This is a genomic window from Alteromonas sp. Cnat3-28 (assembly GCF_022348265.1).
In the GTDB taxonomy this organism is placed as follows: domain Bacteria; phylum Pseudomonadota; class Gammaproteobacteria; order Enterobacterales; family Alteromonadaceae; genus Alteromonas; species Alteromonas macleodii.
In genome coordinates, this window is record NZ_JAKREY010000010.1 from 101,819 (window position 1) to 125,988 (window position 24,170).

The 24,170-nt window shown below is 44.8% G+C and carries 22 protein-coding genes; 12 read left to right on the forward strand and 10 right to left on the reverse strand.

The features are described 5' to 3' along the window. Positions 1-5 precede the first annotated feature (5 nt). Together argA and MHM87_RS12010 are read left to right on the forward strand one after the other, a co-directional pair. Positions 6-1,316, forward strand: a complete 1,311-nt coding sequence (gene argA, locus MHM87_RS12005) for an amino-acid N-acetyltransferase (RefSeq protein WP_239259249.1) — start codon at positions 6-8, stop codon at positions 1,314-1,316. A 185-nt stretch (positions 1,317-1,501) separates the two neighbouring features. Next, complete coding sequence (locus tag MHM87_RS12010) at positions 1,502-2,398, forward strand: alpha/beta fold hydrolase (protein ID WP_239259251.1); 897 nt, start codon at positions 1,502-1,504, stop codon at positions 2,396-2,398. 180 nt (positions 2,399-2,578) lie between these two features. On the opposite strand, the gene MHM87_RS12015 is transcribed toward MHM87_RS12010, so the two are convergent. From MHM87_RS12015 to MHM87_RS12025, 3 genes are all read right to left on the reverse strand, one after another. Further along, a complete protein-coding gene (locus MHM87_RS12015) occupies positions 2,579-2,824 on the reverse strand; it encodes a DUF4235 domain-containing protein (RefSeq protein WP_187447353.1) in 246 nt (81 codons plus the stop codon). A 120-nt stretch (positions 2,825-2,944) separates the two neighbouring features. Further along, positions 2,945-3,112, reverse strand: a complete 168-nt coding sequence (locus tag MHM87_RS12020; RefSeq protein ID WP_014978132.1) for a DUF1328 domain-containing protein — start codon at positions 3,110-3,112, stop codon at positions 2,945-2,947. A gap of 263 nt (positions 3,113-3,375) precedes the next feature. Further along, positions 3,376-4,851, reverse strand: coding sequence for a catalase (locus MHM87_RS12025; RefSeq protein WP_239259253.1), 1,476 nt, complete (start codon positions 4,849-4,851; stop codon positions 3,376-3,378). Positions 4,852-5,288: 437 nt separating this feature from the next. Here MHM87_RS12025 and MHM87_RS12030 point away from each other — a divergent pair, with 437 nt between their 5' ends. Next, positions 5,289-5,762: a hypothetical protein gene (locus MHM87_RS12030; RefSeq protein ID WP_239259255.1), complete on the forward strand. Its 474-nt coding sequence runs from the start codon at positions 5,289-5,291 to the stop codon at positions 5,760-5,762. Positions 5,763-6,045: 283 nt separating this feature from the next. On the opposite strand, the gene yghU is transcribed toward MHM87_RS12030, so the two are convergent. The 4 genes from yghU to MHM87_RS12050 all read right to left on the reverse strand — a co-directional run bounded on the left by yghU (position 6,046) and on the right by MHM87_RS12050 (position 12,836). After that, complete coding sequence (gene yghU / locus MHM87_RS12035; RefSeq protein WP_239259257.1) at positions 6,046-6,903, reverse strand: glutathione-dependent disulfide-bond oxidoreductase; 858 nt, start codon at positions 6,901-6,903, stop codon at positions 6,046-6,048. A 202-nt stretch (positions 6,904-7,105) separates the two neighbouring features. Beyond that, positions 7,106-8,092: a DUF4382 domain-containing protein gene (locus MHM87_RS12040; protein ID WP_168532908.1), complete on the reverse strand. Its 987-nt coding sequence runs from the start codon at positions 8,090-8,092 to the stop codon at positions 7,106-7,108. 311 nt (positions 8,093-8,403) lie between these two features. Further along, positions 8,404-10,095, reverse strand: coding sequence for an NAD-dependent malic enzyme (locus MHM87_RS12045; RefSeq protein WP_239259259.1), 1,692 nt, complete (start codon positions 10,093-10,095; stop codon positions 8,404-8,406). 77 nt (positions 10,096-10,172) lie between these two features. Beyond that, a complete protein-coding gene (locus MHM87_RS12050; protein ID WP_239259262.1) occupies positions 10,173-12,836 on the reverse strand; it encodes a penicillin-binding protein 1A in 2,664 nt (887 codons plus the stop codon). 136 nt (positions 12,837-12,972) lie between these two features. Between MHM87_RS12050 and pilM the strand changes: the two genes are divergently transcribed. From pilM to MHM87_RS12095, 9 genes are all read left to right on the forward strand, one after another. After that, positions 12,973-14,040: a type IV pilus assembly protein PilM gene (gene pilM / locus MHM87_RS12055; RefSeq protein ID WP_239259265.1), complete on the forward strand. Its 1,068-nt coding sequence runs from the start codon at positions 12,973-12,975 to the stop codon at positions 14,038-14,040. Beyond that, on the forward strand, positions 14,028-14,606 hold the full coding sequence (locus tag MHM87_RS12060; protein WP_014997116.1) for a PilN domain-containing protein: 579 nt from the start codon (positions 14,028-14,030) through the stop codon (positions 14,604-14,606). Before pilM ends, MHM87_RS12060 begins: the two co-directional genes overlap by 13 nt. A 2-nt stretch (positions 14,607-14,608) precedes the next feature. Next, a complete protein-coding gene (locus tag MHM87_RS12065) occupies positions 14,609-15,217 on the forward strand; it encodes a type 4a pilus biogenesis protein PilO (protein ID WP_014997115.1) in 609 nt (202 codons plus the stop codon). Continuing rightward, positions 15,217-15,744, forward strand: a complete 528-nt coding sequence (locus MHM87_RS12070; RefSeq protein WP_239259268.1) for a pilus assembly protein PilP — start codon at positions 15,217-15,219, stop codon at positions 15,742-15,744. Before MHM87_RS12065 ends, MHM87_RS12070 begins: the two co-directional genes overlap by 1 nt. 2 nt (positions 15,745-15,746) lie before the next feature. After that, complete coding sequence (locus tag MHM87_RS12075; protein ID WP_014997113.1) at positions 15,747-17,519, forward strand: type IV pilus secretin PilQ family protein; 1,773 nt, start codon at positions 15,747-15,749, stop codon at positions 17,517-17,519. Positions 17,520-17,787: 268 nt separating this feature from the next. Further along, entirely contained in the window at positions 17,788-18,303 is a 516-nt protein-coding gene (gene aroK, locus MHM87_RS12080; RefSeq protein ID WP_014948032.1) for a shikimate kinase AroK, read from the forward strand. A 30-nt stretch (positions 18,304-18,333) separates the two neighbouring features. Continuing rightward, entirely contained in the window at positions 18,334-19,401 is a 1,068-nt protein-coding gene (aroB, locus tag MHM87_RS12085) for a 3-dehydroquinate synthase (protein WP_239259270.1), read from the forward strand. Between the two features lie 121 nt (positions 19,402-19,522). Further along, positions 19,523-20,995 carry a cell division protein DamX gene (locus MHM87_RS12090; protein WP_239259272.1) on the forward strand — a complete coding sequence of 491 codons (1,473 nt, stop codon included), beginning with the start codon at positions 19,523-19,525 and terminating at the stop codon, positions 20,993-20,995. A gap of 226 nt (positions 20,996-21,221) precedes the next feature. Next, complete coding sequence (locus tag MHM87_RS12095) at positions 21,222-22,103, forward strand: Dam family site-specific DNA-(adenine-N6)-methyltransferase (RefSeq protein WP_039225098.1); 882 nt, start codon at positions 21,222-21,224, stop codon at positions 22,101-22,103. Between the two features lie 343 nt (positions 22,104-22,446). On the opposite strand, the gene MHM87_RS12100 is transcribed toward MHM87_RS12095, so the two are convergent. The 3 genes from MHM87_RS12100 to MHM87_RS12110 form a co-directional block, all read right to left on the reverse strand. Further along, complete coding sequence (locus MHM87_RS12100; protein WP_014948028.1) at positions 22,447-22,647, reverse strand: DUF2970 domain-containing protein; 201 nt, start codon at positions 22,645-22,647, stop codon at positions 22,447-22,449. A gap of 9 nt (positions 22,648-22,656) precedes the next feature. Continuing rightward, on the reverse strand, positions 22,657-22,965 hold the full coding sequence (locus tag MHM87_RS12105; RefSeq protein ID WP_014948027.1) for a hypothetical protein: 309 nt from the start codon (positions 22,963-22,965) through the stop codon (positions 22,657-22,659). 171 nt (positions 22,966-23,136) lie between these two features. Next, a complete protein-coding gene (locus tag MHM87_RS12110) occupies positions 23,137-23,955 on the reverse strand; it encodes a TorF family putative porin (protein ID WP_014948026.1) in 819 nt (272 codons plus the stop codon). Positions 23,956-24,170: the final 215 nt, after the last annotated feature.

Here is a 24,170-nt window from a genome sequence, read left to right on the forward strand (position 1 = left end):
CTTAGATGGTATTAGCGCATCATGACGGCATAAAACTGTTTCGCAGTTCACTGCCCTATATTAATGCTCACCAGGGAAAGACCTTCGTTTTGATGTTCGGTGGCGAAGCCATCGAACATCCTAATTTCCCTAATATTATTCACGACATTGCCCTGCTTAACAGCTTGGGCGTGCGCGTGGTCGTAGTGCACGGTGCCCGCCCTCAGATTGATCAGCGCGTAGCCCTTCGCAACATCGAAGGTCGCTTTGACAGCGGTGTACGCATTACCGACAAACAAACCCTTGAGTGCGTTAAAGATGCCGCCGGCTCGGTACGCTCTCAGGTAGAAGCCTTATTGACTATGGGGCTTCCAAACTCGCCTATGCATGGCTCGCAAATACGCGTGTGCTCGGGCAACTTAGTCGTTGCCAAGCCAATGGGCGTACGAGGCGGCGTTGATTTTGAAAACACTGGTTTAGTGCGCCGTATTGATACCACCGGCATTAACGATCATTTAAACGATGGCTCAATTGTGCTGCTATCGCCTATGGGCTATTCATCAACAGGAGAAGTGTTTAACTTATCTCACGAAGATGTAGCTACGCAGGCGGCTATAGCCCTTAAAGCTGACAAGCTGATCGTATTTTCGAATTTTGATGGTGTATACAACCGCGAAGGTCGTTTACTTCGCACCATTGAACGCCCTCAATTAGAACAGCTAATCATGGCAGGCGACATTACCACCGAAGATACGGTGTTAAGTGCCCTTACCACCAGCGTTGCTGCCGGCGTGCCTCGCGCTCACTGCATCAGCTTTGAAAAGGACGGTGCCTTGCTTCAAGAGCTGTTCACTCGCGACGGTACGGGCTCGTTAGTAATGGAACATCATTATGAACAACTGCGTGCAGCGACCATCGAAGATGTGGGCGGTATCTTAAAGCTGATAAAACCACTAGAAGAAAGCGGCGTATTGGTAAAGCGTTCTCGTGAGCGTCTAGAGAACGAAATTAACCAGTTTATAGTGATAGTGCGCGACGGCATGATCATCGCCTGTGCAGCCTTGTATTTATACCCTGAAGACGGCTGTGCCGAGTTAGCCTGCGTGGCAACCCATCAAGACTATCGAGGCAAAAACCGTGGCGAACGGATTTTAGATGAAGTGCGCGCCCGTGCTAAAGAAGCCGGTATTAACAGCATTTTTGTACTGACCACAGTTACCGCACACTGGTTTTTAGAGCAAGGGTTTGAACCTGCTGACATAAGTGCGCTACCTGCCGTGAAGAAAGAGCTATATAACTTCCAGCGTAATTCTAAGGTGTTCACTTTGAACGTGTGAGGAAATCTTTTTTAAAGCGTGCATGCTATGGCGTACTTATCCCAGCTACGCGATAGCATTTGCGTGTTCAGCGCACATACCTTTTTGCTTAGCGCCAATTATCAGCAAAGTAAATAGTCAAAATATTGCATTTTATTCATGCAAAAGGTTTACTGGTTTGACCAGATGAATTTACGAGACTTTCCATGTCGAGCACTTCAAAGCAATACGCTACCCCCACTGGCATCCAAGTAGAGGATATCACCATTGTCTGCGCGGATAACACGCCGCTTGCAGCTTCCCTTTTCTCTCCAACCACTTCCCCTAAAGCAGCAGTTATGATTGGCCCTGCAACGGGTATAAAACGGCAATTCTACAGCGCTTTTGCCGCCTATTTATGTGAACAAGGCTTTGGTGTTATCACCTTCGATAACAGAGGTATTGGCGGTTCGGTAAAAAGCAGCGTTAAACAAAGCGATGCGTCGTTGGTAACATGGGGCGAGCAAGATATGCCAGCGGTGCTAGAAACATTGAAAATTCATTTCCCTAACGTCCCCTACTTTCTTGTTGGTCATAGTGCAGGTGGTCAGTTGCTGGGTTTGATGCATAATGTGCACGACCTTACTGCCTTTTGTAATTTTGGTAGCTCCTCGGGCAGTCTGAGAAACATGCGTAAAAGCTATTTGCTAAAAGCCCATTTCTTCATGAATTTCTACATTCCCGTGAGTAATTTACTGTTCGGCCATACTAAATCTCAGTGGGTAGGCATGGGAGAGCCACTACCTAAAAAAGTGGCCCGCCAGTGGCAAAAATGGTGTAATGGTAAAGGCTACGTAAAAACAGGCTTTGGCAGTGATGTTAACGAGCATCACTACGACACCATTCAGATACCTTCTAAATGGCTGCTCGCCAATGACGACGATATTGCTAATATTCATAACGTTCACGATATGATTAGCGTTTTCCCCAATATGGAAGCAGAAGTTGAGGAGCTAGATCCACAGGCCTACGACGTAAAAGAAATAGGTCACATGAAGTTTTTTTCCCGTAAATGTCAGCATTTATGGCCTAAGGTCACCGATTATTTTAATCAGTATGTGTGAGCCAACATGTTGTTGCGGCATCTTGACAACGTGATTCTGTTTGCTAACGATACTTACTTAGAGAATACGTTGTATCAGCACGAGATTAGTAACCGTTTTACTTGGAAAGAACGTGCGCTTCGAGCCATTCGCCTGCACGTTTACGCCCGTATAGCTTCTCATCAGCACAATTTTGTTGTGCTATTTTGGATTACGCTTGTCTAGTGCATATTGAACAGCCATCCGTGCAAGACCTGCTCCAATGCCAGACACCACAGCCCAAGTAACGGCTTCTTTAAGGTCTGTATTTTCACTTTGTTTATCTTTAGGTGCAGGTTGATCAATTACCTTTTCCCAAGACTTTTGCAGCGTTTTTCTCGCAAGAATTCCTGCAGACGCTGCGGCGAGTCCAATGCCTACGTTCGTAATGAACTGTTTATTACTCACGGTAGCCTCCATTAGTTTTGTCCGCTGATGTGGCTAAAGATAAAAAACAGCCGCCTACTACTAAACGACTAACAGCTGTCTTTTTCTATTCGTAATATGAAGTTGAAATCAGGCCGTGATTCAACTTTTGCCCCTAACCAAATTCATGACAACTGAAATAATCAGTAAAATAACGAAAACACCAAATATAATTTTGGCGATACCCGCTGCAGAGCCAGCGATTCCACCAAATCCTAAAACCGCAGCAATTAATGCGACAACTAAAAATATTAAAGCCCAACGTAACATAATGTATCTCCTTATTTCATCATTTAAAGTCGTTCAGTATTCTAGTAGCAAACCATGGGCCTATTTGAGACTTGATATTAGCTATCACGCAGCCCATAAGGCTTACAGGCTGATTATAGTTAATGAAAGGAAATGCGTTTTATCGCTGCCGTGACTCTTATTTCAAAATATTCAGGCTTTCTTACCTTTAAAATTGTAAATATTTCTCGAATACAAAGAATCAGAGTAATTTTCATTAATTAACTCTGATTCCCCCACAATTACTATTTATTTGCTACCGCTTTTCTTACCCGTTCGCCATAGTCGCTATCAGCTAGGTCGTATTGCACGAACATGGCTTCCTGAACATCCTTCGTTGCCTGGCTTAAGCCGTCAGCAATGTTGTTTACCAGCTGCTGTTTTTGATCTTCACTCATAATGCGAAAAAGGTCACCGGGCTGTGAGTAGTTATCTTCGTCACGGTTATCGTAAATATCTAACCATGCGTCTTGCTCAAGCGGCATAGGCGGCTCTTGAACCTCTGGTGCTTCAGCCGGCTCACCAACTCTCGCGCGATTGTTTGGATAGAAGTTGGCTCCACTTCCTGCAAGTGCTGGGTTAATTCCCGCAAAGGCTCCATCTCGTTGATAATTGTGCACTGGACAACGAGGCGCGTTTACCGGTATTTGGTTGTAGTTTGCACCAATGCGGTATCTGTGCGCATCTTGATATCCAATTAGTCGCGCTTGAAGCATTCTGTCTGGCGACGCACCAATACCCGGTACCAAATTGCTCGGCGCGAACGCTGCTTGCTCAGTTTCTGCAAAGTAGTTATCAACATTACGGTTTAACTCCAACTGACCTACTTCAATTAATGGAAAGTCGCTGTGCGGCCATACCTTGGTAAGATCAAACGGATTGATACGATAATTACGTGCTTCCTCTTCGGTCATAATTTGAATGTTCACTGTCCACGATGGAAAATCACCGTTATCAATACTTTCAACAAGATCTTGTTGGGCACCATAGGCAGGCATTTTCGCTGCTTCTTCGTTAGTAAGCGTTTTGATACCTTGGTTAGTTTTAAAGTGCCATTTCACCCAATAACGTTCGCCTGCGTTATTCCAGAAACTCAACGTATGAGAGCTATAACCATTCACATGGCGATATGAAAGTGGAATACCGCGATCAGACATCAAGATTGTCGATTGGTGTAATGACTGAGGGTTATTCGCCCAAAACTCATACACGGCCTGCGGATCCGGCAAGTTCGTACGCGGGTTTTTCTTTTGACTGTGAATGAAGTCAGGAAACTTGATGCCATCTCGTAAGAAGAATACCGGAGTATTATTTCCTACCATGTCCCAGTTTCCCTGTTCAGTATAAAACTTCACTGAGAAACCACGAGGATCACGGGCATAGTCACTTGAATCCTGACCACCACCTACGGTAGAAAAGCGCAAAAACACGTCGGTTTTTTGCCCCTCTTTTTGCAGAAAGTTTGCAATAGTGTAGTCAGATAAGCTCTTAGTTAGCGTAAAGGTGCCATATGCAGCACTGCCCCTTGCGTGAACTACGCGCTCTGGAATTCGCTCGCGGTTGAAGTGCGCAAGCTTCTCAAACAAATAATGGTTGTCGAAAGTAACCGGCCCGCGTGGCCCCGCTGTTCGACTCTGATTGTCATTGGCAACGGGCGCACCATTGCTAGACGTTAGCGTAGTAGGTTTTATAGCTGCACCTGAAAATGGACACTTACTCATTGCGAATTCCTTCTGTTTATTTCTCACCGATTTTTAGTCTTACTAAAATTGGGTGTTAGTGTGTGATTAAAGAAATGCTGTTAATCACGCTTTTCGTTTAAACAGATAATCGCTGATTTAATAAAACTATTAAAGCGAACAAAATAGATAGTTCTAATCGTAATAACTGAATCATTATCCAAAATCAGTTTTATGTTTAGGGTACATTGATGTGGTGTTATCGAGACAGCGAATGCGCGAGGCTTTTTAAGTCGCTGTATTTAATGTCAGGTAAGCGTTGAGCGGCGTCTCTCCTGTTATTAAGACAGCACCAGGACGCTTTAAGGCAGCAGCACATTTATCTCTCCGCGTATTACTTTTTTGCAATAAAAGTCTAGCTTAGATCTTTGTCCGTAACTAAAGAGACAAAAGTTTGTCTAATGTAAAGGGCTTAAAACATGAAAAAGCCACTTATCTTCATTACTGGTTTTTTAATGCTGTGCATGATCATTTTTGCGTCTTGGAAAACCTTTGAAACATTAAGCCATTTCAATGATAAAAATAACGAGCTTTCTTTTATGGGCAGCTCAGGTTGGCAGTGGCACAACAAATCACAGGGACTTCAAATAAAACGAGTCGATGGCTATTTGCCTGCGCTGAGAAAAGTATCTAAGAGCAAAGAATATGCATCGCTCATTACCATTACAGAAAGCGGCAGCTATCGCGGCTTTGTGTTTTTCGACCAAGATTGTGAAGAAGGCGCTATTGTCTCTGAGAAAGTAACATACGCCGATACCAAATCACCACAAATTGAAGTGTTGCACTGCCTTCATGGAAAGCTGGTATATATGAAAAATTGGCCGGCAGTACCCACCGAACGCTGGCGAGGTCGTGTGGGTAATTTTGAATTTAATGAAGCTTTGAATGAGTGAGATTTCACGCCACTTCAAAAAGCCTATTTGAAGAGTGTTGCAGCGCTTCCACTAAGCACGCTTTTGACGCACGCCGTTACCGCATCCCGACGAGATTTATGCATATAATAGCTGACAAGCGATAAGACTTTGTTCACAATAGATAGTGCATTCATGATTGTTTGGCCTCGGTGAAGTTTGGCGATTGATCTGATCACCAAACGTCATGAATGTTCCTATCTTTTTTATCTCACTGATATCGTTATATTATTTGTGGGGATCCCTCAGACTCTGACCCCATTATTTAGGCTTTGGCGAGTGCGTCGTCGATATCTTTTGCGCTGTGGCGGTTTTCTAACTGACCATCGTCACCCCAGGTCTTATTGACAATACGGCCACGTTTAACGCCTTCTCGCTGCTCTAGTTGCTTAGCCCAGCGGACTAAATTGGTGTACTCGTGCACCTGAAGGAAAGTGGCTGCGTCGTACAGATTGCCAAGTACCAAGTTACCGTACCATGGCCAAATAGCCATGTCAGCGATACTGTACTCGTCACCTGCCATGAACTCATTGTTTGCTAAGTGCTTGTCTAGCACATCCAACTGACGCTTAGTTTCCATGGTAAAGCGGTTGATAGGATATTCCATTGGATATGGCGCATAGCTGTAGAAGTGCCCGAAACCACCGCCTAAGTAAGGCGCTGACCCCACCTGCCAGAACAGCCAGTTGAGACATTCCGCCTTTGCATGGGCGTCTTGCGGAATGAACTTACCGAACTTTTCCGCCAAGTAAACTAAGATTGACCCAGACTCGAATAGCTTGGTTTCTGGTGACGTTGTCGTGTCGACCATAGCAGGAATTTTACTATTCGGATTAACGTCGACAAACCCAGAAGAAAACTGATCGCCCTCACCAATGTTAATCAGCCAAGCGTCGTATTCTGCTTCGCTCACGCCAGCTGCCAACAACTCTTCAAGCATGATGGTAACTTTCTGACCATTGGGCGTAGCTAACGAGTATAGCTGCAAACCATGTTCACCATTAGGACGAGCCTTCTCATGGGTAGCGCCTGACACAGGACGATTAATGCTGGCCCACTTGTTGCCGTCATCCTCAGCCTGAGTCCAAACTTCTGGTGGTGTGTAGTTACTTTCTGTCGACATAGCAATTCCTTTAAATGACTTTATCGTTAAGGTTAGTGCAATACATAGCTACTAAGAACAGCTTTTAAAGACTTATAGCTCAACGGTGTCGACTAATAAACGGCGATATACGTTTATTGACATAAAAAAGCCGCGCTTTAGCTATATCAAGAGCGCGGCTTTATGAATAAAAGGCGAGCAGTCCGTTGCCCGCAAACTGGAACTATTCGATGGTTACCGTTGTGGTGTCCCCTGCTACAACTGTGGCAACATCAATAGTTTGTAAAAAGAAACCGTCTTCGGCGTCCTCGTCCGTTTCAGGCTCGTCAAATAGTGCCGTGCATGAAAAGCTTAATGAATACTCGCCCTGAGGCATGAAGCCCGCTGTAAAATTGAATGTTTCATCTGACTCGCTGTACGTTACTGGTACAACAGTGAAAGGGCGCGACTCGGTATCATCTACGCCTGCATCAGCGTCATCACCAAGGGCATCGAGAAGGTTTTGTTCACCTTCGTAGATATAAACTGCATTGCCAACAAACATGTCGGTTTTTACGGCGCATTTCTCGTCCATCACTAGCGTGCTATCTACTGTGCCGTTAAGCGTACCCACGTCATCATTTAACACTAAGCGAACACCGCGAGGTTTTAGCATAATGACCTCTTGACCTACTGGATCGACTAAGCTTTTTCTTAAATCGAATTCAACGGTGTAGGCTGCGTCAAAGTTAGGTTGTGCAGTAAAACCATCAAGTTTCAGTTCGCCACTTGGCACGCGAATAGGGTAAGTTCCCTCGTTAGTTACTATGTAAGAATCTTCCGTCACACTAAGACGAAGTTGGTCGTAGTCACCTACTGGGATTTCAGTATCTTCTACGATAACTTCAAACTGCTCGCCCGGTAGCGACAACAAGTCGATGCTTCGAGGATCACCATTTTCATCTTCAACTGAGAACGTGATTGGTGATTCATTGCCAATTAATTCAACTTCATCGAAATACACCACTACTTCACTGGCGTCATCTACAGGGGCGTCAGAAACTGAAAGGGAAAAGGTACTCATGGTGGGCGTGGGCTGGTCTTCGATCTTATCATCTGAGCCTCCACACGCGCTAAGCGTGGCAAGCGCAGCCATAACCAATGATGTAGAAAACGAACGTTTAACGAATCTAGAACCTAAAAAGTTTGAGTTGTTTTTCATTTTTTTCATCTCTAACACCTACCTTTCCTTTTTTGAGTATCAGGGAATGTGTTATCAATGATTGTGCCAATGAAAAATTAACCTTATATAACAAAAGCTTATTAAAAACCATTAAGAGTAAGTTGTATATCAGAGCAAGGAAATGTTGCGCATAGGCAACACCATATTACATTTGGTTGGAATACGGCCGTGAAATGGATGAAGTTCGAGCAGTGAGACGGTGGCTTACTTCAGCTTTTGGGCTGTAAGTCATGGTGAAAGCGTTGTTCACAAGTACAAAAAAGCAGGCTAAGCCTGCTTTCTTATAACGTTAACGGATACTAGATGCTTACCCGCTTATAAGGGCGGTACTCTGCTTTCCAGAAGTTACGCTCAATGCTGGCGCGCAATGCGTCGTCAGATATTTCAAGAGCAAGTCCCTGTTCCATCGCTACTCTACCCACCTCAAAAGCAATCTCTCTGCTAATTTCTGCAATGGCAGCAAGAGGTGGCAATAGTGAACCCTGACCCGTGTTGACTAATGGCGACGCTGAAGCAAGTGCGTTACTTGCGGCCATCAGCATTTCGTCACTAATAAGCTTCGCTTTAGATGCAACAACACCAAGGCCAATGCCCGGGAAGATGTAAGAGTTGTTGCATTGAGCGATAGGGAATATTTTGCCATCGTACTCTACAGGCTTGAACGGACTACCTGTAGCAATAATCACTTCACCTTCTGTCCATTCAATCACTTGCTCAGGACGCGCTTCGACTTGTCGTGAGGGGTTACTTAACGGGAAGATGATTGGCAGCTCACAGCCTTGCTTCATGGCACGGATAACTTGTTCAGTGAACAAGCCTGGCTGACCTGAAACACCAATAAGTACGTCTGGCTGCGCGCAGTGCATAACATCAAGTAGTGACGCATAATCTCCACTGAACGTCCAATCAGCCAAGTCAGCATTTTTCTGCTGAAGCTTTTGTTGGAAGTCGCGTAGACCTCCCATGCCTTCGGTTACCAAACCAAAACGGTCAATCATGAACACTTGCTTACGTGCTTGTTCGTCAGTCAGGCCTTCAAATACCATTTGTTGAATGAGCATTTCAGCAATACCACAGCCTGCCGAACCCGCGCCCACGAACACCACCTTCATGTCGCGTAGCTTTTGCTGCTTGGTTTTACATGCCGCCAAAATAGTACCAAGGGTAACGGCAGCAGTGCCTTGTATATCGTCGTTAAAACAACACACGTCGTTGCGATAGCGGTTTAATAACGGCATAGCATTTGGCTGCGCAAAATCTTCAAACTGAATCATTACATCAGGCCAGCGTCGCTTCACAGCGTTAATGAACATATCAACAAATTCGTCGTATTCTTCCTGTCCAATACGCGGATGGCGCGCCCCCATATACATTGGGTCGTTTAGCAGCTTTTCGTTGTTAGTACCTACATCTAACATTACGGGTAATGTGTATGCTGGACTAATTCCACCACACGCTGTGTAAAGCGATAGTTTACCGATAGGAATACCCATTCCACCAATGCCCTGGTCTCCCAAGCCTAGAATGCGTTCACCGTCAGTCACAACAATCACTTTCACTTTGCGCTTCGTAGCATTGCGAACAATGTCATCAAGCTGGTGACGTTCTTCATACGACACAAACAAGCCACGCGAACTGCGATAGATATCTGAAAACTGCTCACATGCATCACCTACAGTAGGGGTGTAGATGATGGGCATCATCTCATCGATGTGCTTTTGAATTAGGCGGTAAAACAAGGTTTCGTTATTGTCTTGAATTGCGCGCAGATAAATATGCTTGTTTAGTGCTTCGTCAAAACTGCTGTATTGCATGTAAGCACGTTCAACCTGCTCTTCGATGGTTTCGTACCTTGGTGGCACTAGACCCGTCAGGTTAAACGCCGCACGTTCCCGTGCAGTGAAGGCACTGCCTTTATTCAGTAGGGGGGTTTCCAGCAATGAAGGGCCGGCATGAGGAATATAAAGATATCGCTGTGAATCTTCTGACATTGGTTTTCCGATAATGTGTTCAGGCAAATACATCACCTAAGCCTGAAGCGGCACGCCTGCAACGTGCCTCTTAGTAATTAGAATATTTCTTCTGGCTCAGGCGCAGTAGTCGTATCCTGCGTGGCCGGATCCAACACTTCGTCATCGCGAACATAAGTCGTTGGCTCAGTTCCCTGCAGGAAATATTCGAATAGTGTCGTATGGTCTGTTCGTCTGGTCAACTTTCCACTGGTACGATCAATGCGAACACGCACTATATTCTCTGGTACGGGCATTGGCGTATGTGGTTTATTTTCTAGAGCATGTTGCATAAATCTGATCCACGCTGGCTCAGCAGCTTTAGCTCCATCTTCAATGCCGATCATGGCGTTGCCTATCCAGTTGAATTTCTCAGCATTCTTATTAATAAGGTTTTGGTTTCGCGTAGCTCGCCCTAACTGACGCCCCATGTTGTCGAAGCCTACCCATGTGGTGGCCACCAAATCTTTGTGGAAACCACTGAACCATGTGTCTCGCGAGTCATTCGTGGTTCCCGTTTTCCCAGCTATGTCAGTACGCTGAAGAATATTACGAGCACGCCAGCCGGTGCCTAACCAATAGGTTTTCTTGCTCCAATTTCCGTTTGCTCTCACAGCCGTTCGCATCATTTCTGCCACTAAGAAAGCGTTTTGAGCAGTAATAACCTGAGGCGCAATCACTTTTTCTGCAGCTTCGTCATCATTGACGTCGCCAAGTAAAATATCTTGATTTAGTTCAGCGGCAAGTAAGGCTTCAATATCGGCTTCTTCGTCTTCAGGTAGTATTTCTGGATCGCTTTGATTTTCACAACGATTGCACGCCCAAACTGGGTTTGCTTTCCAAAGCTCATCGCCGTTTTCATCAAGCACTTTGCTGATAAAATGAGGGTTTACTAAGTAGCCACCGTTCGCAATGACCGACATACCTCTTACTACTTCAAGCGGCGTATGTGAACTCGACCCAAGGGATACGGTTTCATCAAGTGGGATATCGTCTTTATTAAAACCAAAGCGTGTTAAGTAATCGGCCGTTTCTCTCAGACCAACACCACGCAATAGTCGAACCGATACCACGTTTTTCGATTTACCAAGGGCTTTACGCATTCTAATTGGGCCGTCGTACTCAGCTGGCGAGTTTTGCGGTCGCCAAGCTACACCCGTCGCCGCATTCCATTGGTTAATGGGAGCGTCATTGATGATGGATGCAAGGGTATAGCCACTGTCTAATGCCGCAGAATAAATGAAAGGCTTGATGTTTGAGCCCACTTGGCGCTTGGCCTGCGTTGCTCTATTAAATTGGCTTTGATAGAAGCTGTAGCCACCCACCACCGCTTCAACCGCGCCGTTTTTCGGGTTAAGCGCGATAAATGCACCGCTTACTTCTGGTATCTGCGATATGCGCCACTGCCCTTCTTGCTGCCTGATATAAACTACCGCCCCTTCTTGAGTAACATCTGAAGCGGTTTTAGGGTCACTGCCCTGTCTAAAATCAGTGATGTAGCGTCGCGCCCAGTCTAGGCCGCCCCATTCTACCGTTATCGTTTTTCCGTCAACTGATAACACCTCTATAGACTGTTCATTTACTTTGGTAACCACAGAGGGCACAAGAGGTTTTATGTGGGGTACTTCTTCAAGTACTCGCAAAAGTGATTCATTATCCCACTCATCTTTGGTTGTTTTGTCGCTTATATCAAAGCTTAATGACAACTGCGGAATCGTCTCATCTCTGCCTTCCGGCGTAGGAATGTTCCATAGATAGCCAAGGGCGCCTTTGTAACCATGACGCTCATCATAGTCGTGTAAATTCCTAACCACTGCACGTTGCGCGGCTAACTGAAGATCTGACGTCGCAGTTGCAAACACTTGGTATCCGCCGGTTTCAGCTTCTTCTTTACCGTAAATTTCTACCATTTCGTTATAAATGGTGTCGGCTAAGTATGGCGCATCAACTTCAATTTCTGCTCCATGTTTCTTGGCAGTCACGGGCGCGTTGGCCGCTTCTTCGAATTGCGCTTTAGTGATGTACTCCTCATCAAGCATTCGAAGTAGCACCACTCGTCTACGCTCAACAGAACGCTGTGGCCCGCTGATTGGGTTCAGTACCGATGGTGCCTTGGGAAGGCCCGCGATAGTGGCTATTTGGGCTAAAGTGAGTTCATTAAGCGGTTTGCCATAATACACCTGAGACGCCGCCCCAAAGCCAAACGCTCTATGGCCTAACTCGATTTTATTAAGATATAGCTCGAGAATTTCCTGCTTGGTGAGCTCTTGCTCCATGTGCAATGCGATAAAAATTTCTTTTATCTTTCTTATGTATGTTTTTTCCCGGCTAAGGAAGAACCCTCGCGCTAGCTGCATGGTTAACGTACTCGCCCCCTGACGCTTTTCGCCAGTTAGGACTAAACTTACTGCAGCGCGCATGATACCAATGGGATCAATACCGTGATGTTCGTAGAAGCGACTGTCTTCTGTAGCGAGTATGGCGTTAATTAATTCTTGCGGGACATCCTCAAGTTTTACTGGGATCCGCCGTTTAACTCCATATTGTGAAATGAGTTTTCCGTCTTTGGTGTATATCTGCATAGGAGTTTGCAGGCGTACATCCTTAAGTACAGTAACACTTGGTAAGTCAGGTTTGATATAAAAGTAAATACCTACCAGTGCTGCAAAACCAAGAAGGCCTGATAGAAAACTAAATAAAATAAGTGGTTTGATGTACTTCACTGTAACGGATACCAAGACATTTTGTTGAAATGACGTATATTTTATACGTATGTGTTATCTCTAGAACCATACGCATAACACTATTAGAGTAACATTGTACTTTAGAGCAACTACCTTTGAAACTGGACACTTGCACATGAAATCGCTGTTTAAGAAAAAGCTGCCGCCCATTGTGGGCTTAGATATAGGCACGCGTCAAATAAAAGCGGTGTGGTTAGAGCAATCGAAAGACGGGTTCGTCCTTCAAGGGTATGCCTGTGAGCCAATCAGTAAAATTGCTTTCTCAGAACGCGACATCAAAGATTATGAGTCGGTGAGCATTGCTCTTAAAAAGATTCGGAAATCGTTAAAAACAAAATTAAAGCTGGCGAATGTTGCTGTGGCTGGAACCTCAGTAATAAGCAAAATTGTTTACATGGACCCAGAACAAAGCGATTACGACCTAGAAAACCAAATTGAAATTGAGGCCGACAGCCTTATTCCCTATCCGCTTGAAGAAGTGTATTTGGATTTTGAAGAAATGGGGCCAAGTGCAACGCACACTGGAAAAGTAAATGTATTACTTACCGCTGCGCATAAAGATTTGGTAGACAGTCGTTTGTTACTGGCTAGAGAAGCTAACTTTGAACCCAAAATTGTTGATATGGAAAATTATGCCATTGGCAATGCTATGGACTTTTTCTATACACCGCACACAGAAGACACGCCACTTTGCTGCATTAATGTAGGCGCTTCGCTACTCCAAATATGCGTAATAAAAAACAGCGACGTCATCTACACCAAAGAGCATGCTTTTGGCTTGAATCAGCTAATTAACGATATCAGCGCTATACATATGGTTGAGCGCGAAACTGCTGAGCGCCAGCTACTTGATGGCACTCTATCTGGAAATTGGGTAGAAGATACGCTGCCGATATTTGCCGCCAACCTACAGCAAAATATCAACCGTGCATTACAAATGTATATGAGTACGCTACATGCAGAGCGCCCCACGAAAATACTGTTCAGCGGCGGCGCCGCTACTATTGAGCCGTTAGTCGACATTCTAAAACAAGATCTTGGTCTTGATGTTGATTGCTTTAATCCTTTTAGCAATATGACTATAAACCCTAAACTTGACGCCGCACGCCTGGGTAAAATTGCACCACAGCTAGCAATTGCAGCGGGTCTAGCGAGCCGGAGCTTTACGCCATGGCACATGTAAATTTACTGCCTTGGCGTGAAAAACAGCGCCAACATCAAAAACAACAATATTTAGCAGGATTGCTTGCCGTTGCTGCCATAGTAGGCTTAATTTTTTGGTTTATTGGTCAAGCCATCGACCAGCAAATTAGTAACCAGAACTCGCGCAATCAGTACCTTGAACGGGAAATTGCAGTTTTAGATGCGCAAATTGCAGAGATAAAGAAAGTTAAAGACAGTAAAAATGCTATTGAGCAACGTATGGCGTTAATAGAACAGTTGCAGGCTAGCCGTAACGTTGCCCCTATTGTTTTTGATGAACTTGCTAAATTGGTTCCTCCCGGCGTTGCTTTTGAGTCTATGACCAGAAGCAATAACCGTATTGAGATTGAAGGTACTAGTGATTCGAACAATCGCCTTTCTGACTTTATGCGCGCGCTGGACAATTCAAAAGTGTTTGTTGCCGCAGAGCTTTCTACTATTAAATCAGACAGCAGTGCAGCAAGAGCTATCAGCAACTTTACGCTTACATTTTCGATAAATCCTAATGTTGCTCCCCTAGAAATTGAAAGTGGAGAGGCGCAATAATTATGAAGTTTGACGTTTCAAAACTAAAAGAACTCAACGAACTCGACTTTGAACAAATCGCCATTTGGCCAAATGAAGTTCGCATTGTTGTAGCCGCATTTGTGGCAATACTGGTGGGCGCATTAAGCTATTACCTGTTAGTCAGTCCAAAGCTTCCAATTAAAGATGCGGCTGAATTAAAAGAACAAGAACTAAAGCTACAGTTCGAAGCCAAGTACCGTATTGCAGCTAATTTAGAAGCCTACCAAGCCCAACTTGCTCAAATAAAAGAAGACTTCTCGTCAATGTTGAAAAGTCTTCCAACCAGCAACGAAACACCTGGCTTGCTTGACGATATCACCTACGTGGGCACCGCTTCGGGGCTTACATTCGAGTTGTTAAACTGGCAACAAGAAGTACCAAAAGAGTTTTACACTGAGCTACCTATTGAGATGGAAGTGAGCGGGGGTTATCACAACTTTGGCGAGTTCGTTTCAAAAGTCGCAGATTTACCTCGTATCGTTACCCTTCACGATTTCGATATTAAGCGCGAAGCGGGCGGTCTTTCGCTCAAGCTTCAAGCTAAAACTTATCGCTCTGAAAACTCTTCAGATATCGAAGGAGATAAATAATGACTCGTTCGTTTTTGTCTTTTTTGACCATACTGTTAATTACAGGCTGCTCACCTAAGCTCGATGACCTACAGGCTTATACCCAGAGCGTAAAAGAGCGCGCTCAGCCTCAAATTGAACCTTATCCAGAGTTTAAAACACATCCGCCCTTTAGCTATTCAGCGAGTGCGTTAAGAAGCCCTTTTGATCGCCCTAAAAACAACACTGCTCCGGTAACAAAAGCGCGTGTAGAAAACTGTTTACAGCCTAACTTTCAGCGCCCTAAAGAAGCATTGGAAGCGTATGGCGTTGATGCCCTTGCATTAACCGGAAATTTTGCGGTTAAAGGAGAGCAATGGGCATTATTAAAAAGCAACGATGGCGTATTGCATAAAGCAAAAGTAGGGAGCCGTATCGGCTTGTTTTATGGCAGAATTACGCAAATTAGCACCGACTCAATTACTATTGAACAGTTATTACCTGATGGTGCGGGCTGCTGGCAAAGGAAAACAACAACAATGACTACAGCATCGAAGGCGGGAGAGTAAGCATGGCCGAACGATACATATTCAACAAGTCTCTGAATCGTAGAGCGCCTAGGTGGTATTGGCTGGCCTTCGCTGTGGCTGCAATATTTTCGTTTACAGTCTTTGTCTCGCCAGTAAAAGCTCAAGAACCGTTATTGGTTGACCCTGATGCTAAGCGAAATGCTTCGACGGTAACCACCACGGTTACTAACATCGACTTTACCCAAGCGGCTAATAATACAGCTGTAACCCTTGTGAGTTTTGAGGGTAAAGCTCCCAAGGTACAACTTATTGAGTCACAGGGAAAAGTGTCGCTTACGCTGCCAAACACCAAGTTGGGTGAAGACCAACTGGTAGAGCTTAATGTCGCTGATTTTGGCACGTTAGTTTCGACCATAGAAACCTTCGAAGATAAAAACGGATCACGCATTGAGGTTAAGTACTCAGGCCCAGTTACGGTTCAAAATACCGTGAAGGATGGCACAATTCGTTTAGCCATTGCGCCTATGAATAGCGCGCAACAAGAAGCGCTAGAAGCCGAGAAGAAGTACACTGGCGACCCTATTTCACTTGATTTTCAAGATGTACCTGTGAGACAGGTTTTACAAATCATCGCCCAAGTGAATGGTTTTAATTTGGTAACCACTGATACCGTGACAGGCAATGTTACGATTAGCTTGTCGGGCGTTCCGTGGGACCAAGCACTCGACATGATTTTGCGCGTTAAGGGTCTGGACAAACGTTTAGAGGGTAATATTTTATTAATTGCGCCTGCTGAAGAATTGTCTGCTCGTGAAACTCAAGCGCTTCAATCTAAGAAACAAGTATCAGATTTAGCACCGCTTCATACGGTTAACATTCCTGTTAACTATGCAAAAGCTGCCGCGTTGGCCACAATTTTGAAGTCGACAGAAGGCGGAATTCTATCGGAACGAGGCGGTGTCACCGTAGACGAGCGCACCAACACCTTGCTTATTCGCGACACGTTAGCGTCGATTGATGAAGCAAGAAAAACTATCAACGCATTAGACGTTCCGGTGAAGCAAGTGCTGATTGAAAGTCGTATGGTAACTGTACTTGACGATGTGGATGAGCAGTTAGGGGTGCGCTGGGGTTTCAGTGACCGACAAGACGACAACGGTGTCTCAGGCAGCCTTGAAGGCGCAGACACCATTGCCGGCGGCGTAGTGCCAAGCATTGACAATCGCCTAAACGTAAATTTACCTGTCACCAGCGCTGCAGGTAGCATTGGCTTTCAGATTGCGAGTCTTGTAGACGGCACCATATTGGACCTTGAGCTTTCTGCGCTGGAATCAGAAAACAAAGGCGAAATTATCGCAAGTCCTCGTATTACCGTAGCCAACCAGCACGAAGCGTATATTGAACAGGGTACTGAGATTCCATACGTTCAAGCTACGTCAAGTGGTGCCACATCGGTAGAATTTAAAAAGGCTGTATTGTCACTGAAAGTTACGCCACACATCACGCCTGACAATCGCATCATTTTAGACTTAGTCGTTACTCAAGACACTCGCGGTGAAACCGTTTCAACGTCCACCGGTGATGCCGTAGCGATTGATACCCAAGAAATTAAAACCCAGGTATTGGTGGAAAATGGCGAAACCATCGTATTGGGCGGGATCTTCCAACAAACCAGTTCTGATGGCGTATCAAAAGTCCCCTTGTTCGGTGATTTACCCGTTGTTGGCGCCTTGTTCAGAAACTCATCCCAACTTCAGCAGAAGCGAGAACTGCTTATCTTTGTTACGCCGAAAATTGTAACGGAAAGGCCGTAGACACCATTTTCATCTAAAAAAAAGCGCATCTTGTTGCGCTTTTTTTGTTTTCAGGCCTTTTTTGTAACTAAATTTACAGGTATACGCTATTTGTTGGTAACAAAACTTGCAACGCGTTGCATGAAACTGAGATAATCCCCGCCTCGAAATTTAAGCGAGGTTTAAGGAGTGGTGCTTATTGGACACTAAATAGGCACGAGTCAATGGGTAGGCTGGTAAGGCAACAGTGCACTGCCCCTAACATGATTAAGTTGTGATATAAGCAAATATGGCTGAAAAACGTAATATCTTTTTAGTTGGCCCAATGGGTGCTGGCAAAAGTACCATCGGTAGACATTTGGCAGACGAACTTCACCTAGACTTTTTTGATTCGGATCAGGAAATTGAGCGCCGCACTGGGGCTGATATCGCCTGGATCTTCGACCTTGAAGGTGAAGACGGTTTCCGTAAACGCGAAGAAAACGTCATAAACGATTTGACAGATAAGCAAGGTATTGTACTTGCCACAGGCGGCGGTTCTATTGTAACTAAAGCTGTGCGTAATCGTTTATCTGCCCGTGGCATTGTTGTTTACCTACAAACAACAATCGATAAGCAAGTTGCCCGTACACAACGCGACAAACGTCGTCCTTTGCTACAGAACGAAGATCCAGAACAAGTACTTCGCGATCTTGCAGAAATGCGCAACCCGCTTTACGAAGAAGTTGCTGATTACATTGTTGATACAGACGACCAAAGTGCACGTGCTGTAGCAAATCAAATTATCAGTAAAATTGGTTTATAAATTAGATATGTAATAGGAGGTGCTACGCCAATGTCAACCTTAACTGTGGAACTTGGAGAACGTAGCTATCCTATACAGATAGAGGCTGGGCTGCTTTCGCAACCCGGCCTTTTTAGTGCCTATATAAAAGGCCCGCTTGCCGTTATTGTTACCAACGAGACCGTCGCCCCGCTTTACCTGGAAACCGCTAAAGCGGCTTGTGGAGATGTGCAGGTTGAAACTATTATTTTGCCTGACGGTGAGCAGCACAAAAATCTAGCCCAATTCGAAGTTGTCATGACACGCCTTCTTGAGCTAAACGCTGCAAGAGATACGACACTTATCGCACTTGGCGGTGGCGTGATTGGTGACCTTACTGGTTTTGTTGCCGCAACATACCAGCGCGGCGTGCCCTTCATTCAAGTCCCTACGACATTGCTTTCTCAGGTAGATTCATCGGTGGGTGGAAAAACCGCGGTAAATCATCCCCTTGGCAAAAACATGATTGGCGCGTTTTACCAACCGGTTTATGTGGCTATTGATACTGATTCACTCGCTACTTTGCCACCCAGAGAATTTGCTGCAGGTATGGCAGAAGTCATCAAATACGGCATCATTTACGATGCACCGTTTTTTGAGTGGCTTGAAGGTAACGTAGATGCGCTTACGTCGCTTGATACTGAAATTCTTACTCAAGCCATCTCGCGCTGCTGCGAAATTAAAGCAGACGTAGTAGCTAAGGATGAACGTGAGGGCGGCCTACGCGCCATTCTTAACCTAGGGCACACCTTTGGTCACGCTATTGAAGCGGAACAAGGCTACGGTAATTGGCTACATGGCGAAGCAGTGGCCGCTGGTACTATAATTGCTTGTAAAGCTGCAGAAGCATTAACGTGGTTTGAAGCGTCAGAAACACGACGCGTATCGTCGCTATTTGAAGCATTTGCTTTACCGGTTGCAGGCCCAAATAGTATGACAAAGAATGACTACGTTAAGCATATGAAACGCGATAAAAAAGTGGAAGCTGGCAGTATTCGATTTGTACTTCCTCAAGGCATAGGCAAAGCGGTTGTTACCAAGGACGTCACGGACGCCATTCTTACTGACATCCTTTCTTAGTCATTAGCCCTCGCGACAACCTGGCAACGCGTCTATCTTGACTTCCCTACGTTAGTTGGAATCATGAAGAAATGCGTTGCAGGACAGTTTTTAAAGCAACGGTGAATAAGGGCAAACTCCCATGCAAAGTGAACTGCATGAACGTTTGGAATATTTGGTCAATTACTCTTCTCAGCTGATTTTTGTCAGTGGTGAGTCTATTGCTCAACAACAAAAGACCCTTGAAGCCTTTGTCTTCCAGCAGCACGATGATACCGAGATTGCGTATTTAACTGCGCAAGAAAATATGGAGCCCTCTGACTACCGTCGACAACTTTGTCGGCAGCTTCTTGGTCAAGTGGTGGGTAGCTTCGTTAGGCCTCTAAACGAACTACTTTCCGACCTAAATAGTCACGAAGGTCCAATTCTTATAGCCATCACCCAAGCCCACAATCTTCCTGATGCACTATTGCAAGAACTATGGGACTTGGTGTTGCAAAGCCGGTTTGCTGGTAACAAACAGCATTTAAATGTGCTTTTGTTCGCGAATAACGAATGGGCTGAGCGCGCCAAGCAGTGGCTTCCTGCAAAAAATACGGAAACCCCTCTAATAATTAGCAGCCAGTCAGTCATTAGCGAACAGCCTAGCTTCGAGTCAGAGCTCGACAAAATGATTGCTTCACGTCGCGAGGCTTTTCAGGCTCATTTAGAAAATAGACAGCGTGAAAATACGCAAACTTTTATCAACCCGTTAAAGTCTAAGTGGTTTTATATCGCTGTTATATGCGTGTTCCTTGCTACATTTTCTGGCCTTATTTACTGGCAGTACGGTGATAAATTAGCATCGATTTTTGCGCCTATTAGTCAACCTTCGCCAGAGCCTGAAAGAACCCAGGTTGAGCCCGGCTCTGCTTATAACAAGCTTATAGGCAATGGTGAAACCGATGGAAGCGAAACAACAGCATCAAACTCAGCAACTCAAGCAACCAACCAAATAGGCAATGTAGAGCTTGTTTCCGCGCCCAATGATGATAGTGCAGACGTTGATGGCTCGTTAATTGATGAATCGTCAGATAACGGTCCGTTGATTACCAATTGGGAAAATGCGGTTTCATCCTTACCTGAAGTTACGCCATCTTCAGAACAGGCAGACAATAACCAGTTTGAGAATGCCCCGATTGGAGGTAATACCACTGATTCCAATGGTTCAGAGGTGGTTAGCAGTGGTGCGCTAAGTGATCAACAATCTGCTCAAGGTGCCAAATCAAACTCGGACGGCGTCAACGATAATGTAGCGCCAACCACAGTGGCCAGTGAATCGAGTCAAGAAGGCTGGATTGGGGAAGATGACTACGCTATACAGTTGTTAGCGATGAAAAGTGAGTTTGTTCTCAGTGAGTTCCTACGAGAAAACAATCTAACTGAGCAAACGCGAATTTATAAAACGACGCGCTATGGTGGCGACTGGTTTGTAGTAGTTAACAAGCAAATCTACACGTCGTTATCTCAAGCGCAACAAGCACGAAAAGGTTTACCCGAATATCCAGGTAAACAAAATGCGTTTATAAAGCGAGGAAACCAAATCCTCTTAGAGATGAGCAAAGCGCAAAATTAAGTCATTTCACAACCGGGTGGCCATAATATTTCCAGTAAATGAGCAAAATTCCGTTCTTGCGACACTTGTTGGTTGTCCGTTTTACTGATGAAAGTTACAATCTACCTTTAGTGTGGTGATATCTGATACTGATCAGCATAAAAGTATAAAGACGACCCTTTCCCTTGGAACGGCGGCGCACGGAAAAACCACCGTCTTCATTCCGTCTAGGTAGTAACGTTTAAGCATGATGCAGAAAAAAAACCGGGCTTTTTTAAAATGGGCCGGTGGCAAATACAGCTTGGTTGAGCATATTCAGGCCAGATTACCGCAAGCCAATAAACTCATTGAACCGTTTGTTGGTGCCGGATCTGTATTTCTGAATACGCAATACAAACGCTACCTGCTTAATGACATCAATCCTGATCTCATCAACTTATACAATTTCCTTAAAGCGCAGCCCGATGCACTGATTAACGATGCACGCTCATTTTTCGACGGAAAACGCAACGAAGAAAAAATGTATTACGCTTTACGAGAAGAGTTTAACGCCACACAAGATGAATATTATCGCGCCATTCTCTTTTTGTATTTGAACCGTCACGGTTACAACGGATTATGTCGTTACAGCCTTCAAGGGCGTTTTAACGTACCTTTTGGCCGCTATAAAAAACCTTACTTTCCAGAAGACGAGATGTTTGTGTTTTCGGAAAAGTCGCAAAAAGCGACGTTTACTTGTCTTCCTTTTGAAAAGGTTTTTTCTAGAGCTAGGCGTGGCAATGTTATTTATTGTGACCCACCGTATGCTCCTATCAGCAAGACTGCAGCGTTTACCAGCTATGCGGCGCGAAGCTTCGGACAAGAATCTCAAGAGAAGCTGGCTGAGCTCGCCACCCGCGCGTCAAAAAAGCGAGGCATACCCGTCCTCATCTCAAATCACGATTTACCGCTAACTCGGTCGCTTTATCACGGGGCAGATTTCAGTATGCTGTCAGTTAAGCGTTCGATAAGTCAAAACGGTGCAAAGCGACAGCCTGTGGATGAAATTTTGGCTTATTTCCCTCCAGCTAACATCGCACCAAAGCGAAAGACTCGAAAAAAGAAGACGTTTCACCGCCCTTCAGTTTAGTGTGTGGTGCCTAAAAAACGTCTTATAGGTAGCGCATCGACCGCCTTACCCGCAATTAATACCAATCCGCATAGATAAGTGCCCACTCAGAAGGTGCTGGCAAGTTTCCTAGCAAAGCGTGGGAATGCAGGAATGGTTGTTCCCTTTCAAATTCCCAGAATGAAGCTAGGAAGCTTGCCAGACCTTCCCGAAGGGCGAGTTTAAAATGTCCGTACTCTTTGTTGTGTCACCTTGATGTAGAACCACTATACCTGCGGCAACACGCCGCGATTACGAACATTTTAACTCTCGCTGAGTGGGTAATTATCTATGCGGACTGGTATAGTGTGTATTCACGCAATTGCTATGCGCTATAGCCCGTATACCATTTAACGAACATAAAAAGCGTAACAACAAACAGCACAACCAAGATTACGCCAATGACGGCGAAACTGATAAAAGTGCCTTTAGTAAAGTCACGTTCGTAGTTTTTATGGCTCTGAACACCAAATAGACTAGCAACTACACTACCTAGAACTGACCAAAAACCAGTACCAGACTGCATAATTTTCCCCTAAGTGTCGTTAGCAGGTGAGGTGAAATCTCGATTACCTTCGTCGCTGTGCATCAACTCAAGTAGGTCTAAAAAGTGGAATTGGAAAGAGGATGATTTCCCCGCTATCCATGACAGCCAACTGACTTCCTCAACACCCTCTTGATGACGGGCACATTGGTTTTGAATATGGCTTGCGGGCAACTTGGGGTTGAACTCCGTAACTGGTTGGAATTCGCATACTGACGAGTGTGAATTTGGCGTACTTGTGACCGCAACGCTAACAAGCGCTACCGCTCCACAAATCGCAAAAAATGGAAGAACCTTCATCCTGAATACTCCTTACACTCGTTTAAAAATTAATCTCATTATAATCAAAAGCAGGTTACGAACAAGTTAAAAATGCGTTGCTTGTAAAAAATGAAAAGCCTAACGAAAACACATTAGGCTTTTAGTACTCAACGTTTTGATAGAGGCCATCCAATGGCCTCTACAAGGTCATTACAGTTCGAAGTCCATAGAGTATGCTACAGTAAATTTCACTGCGTCGTTATCCAATGCATCGGCACCGTCGTCATCTAAGTTAGTGCCAGTTACAGCGAAGCTAAAACCATCTTTAGCGATCGAAACACCGTAGTCGGCATAACCCTCTACACCGTTAAATGCTTCAGCGAAATCGCCTTCGTGATAGCCAACGTGGAAACCAAGTTCCGTACCGTTTAAGATCTCCATGCTGTAATCAAGCGAGGTGTACGATGCTTGTGCAAAACCGAAGTCTTGATTTTCGCCTTCGTCAGCTTCAGTGTGCGCTAAAAGGTATACCGTAAGGCTTAACCCACCCATACCTACGGTGCCGTAAACTTCCGCAAAATCAAAGTTTGCTTCATCATCGTAGTTGTAATAAAGGTAACCAAAGTCGTACGCAATACCCTCAGACTCGCCAGAAAAACCAAAGTACATGTCGTGCTCATAAGAGTAAATGTCGTCTGATTCATAGCTTACATTTGATGCCCACGTACCCGCATAAAAACCACTTTCATGCGCGTAATCGATACCACCCTGTACTGCGGCTTCGTTAGTTGTTTGTGTTAGACCACGCCAGATGTAGTTACTGGTTGCACTAGCGTTAGCAGTGAATGAACCTTCTGCATAGCTAGGCATGGCTGTTAACAGACACGCTGAAGAAATAGCAGCGGCAAGTATTGTTCTTTTTGTAGATGTTTTCATGTGTGTTCTCCAGTCAAATTCAAACTTGTTGTAATTCGTTTTTTCTGTCTGTGTTTTCTTTTTTGGACTGGATAACGCAAAGTTGATGCCCATTTATGGTTCACCAAAAAAACTCGCAAAAAATAAATTAACCAATTGAAATTTAAAATATTATTTCACTTAAAAAATTCACCCGCTGTCACCGAAACAAAAAAACGCTGCATAAAAATGCACCAACATAACGCGCACTCACCAAAATTGGGCAACGTTCTGACAAAGTCCGTTTATCTTAAATTTCCGTGAAATTAACGCTGATTAACCCTTTGCAT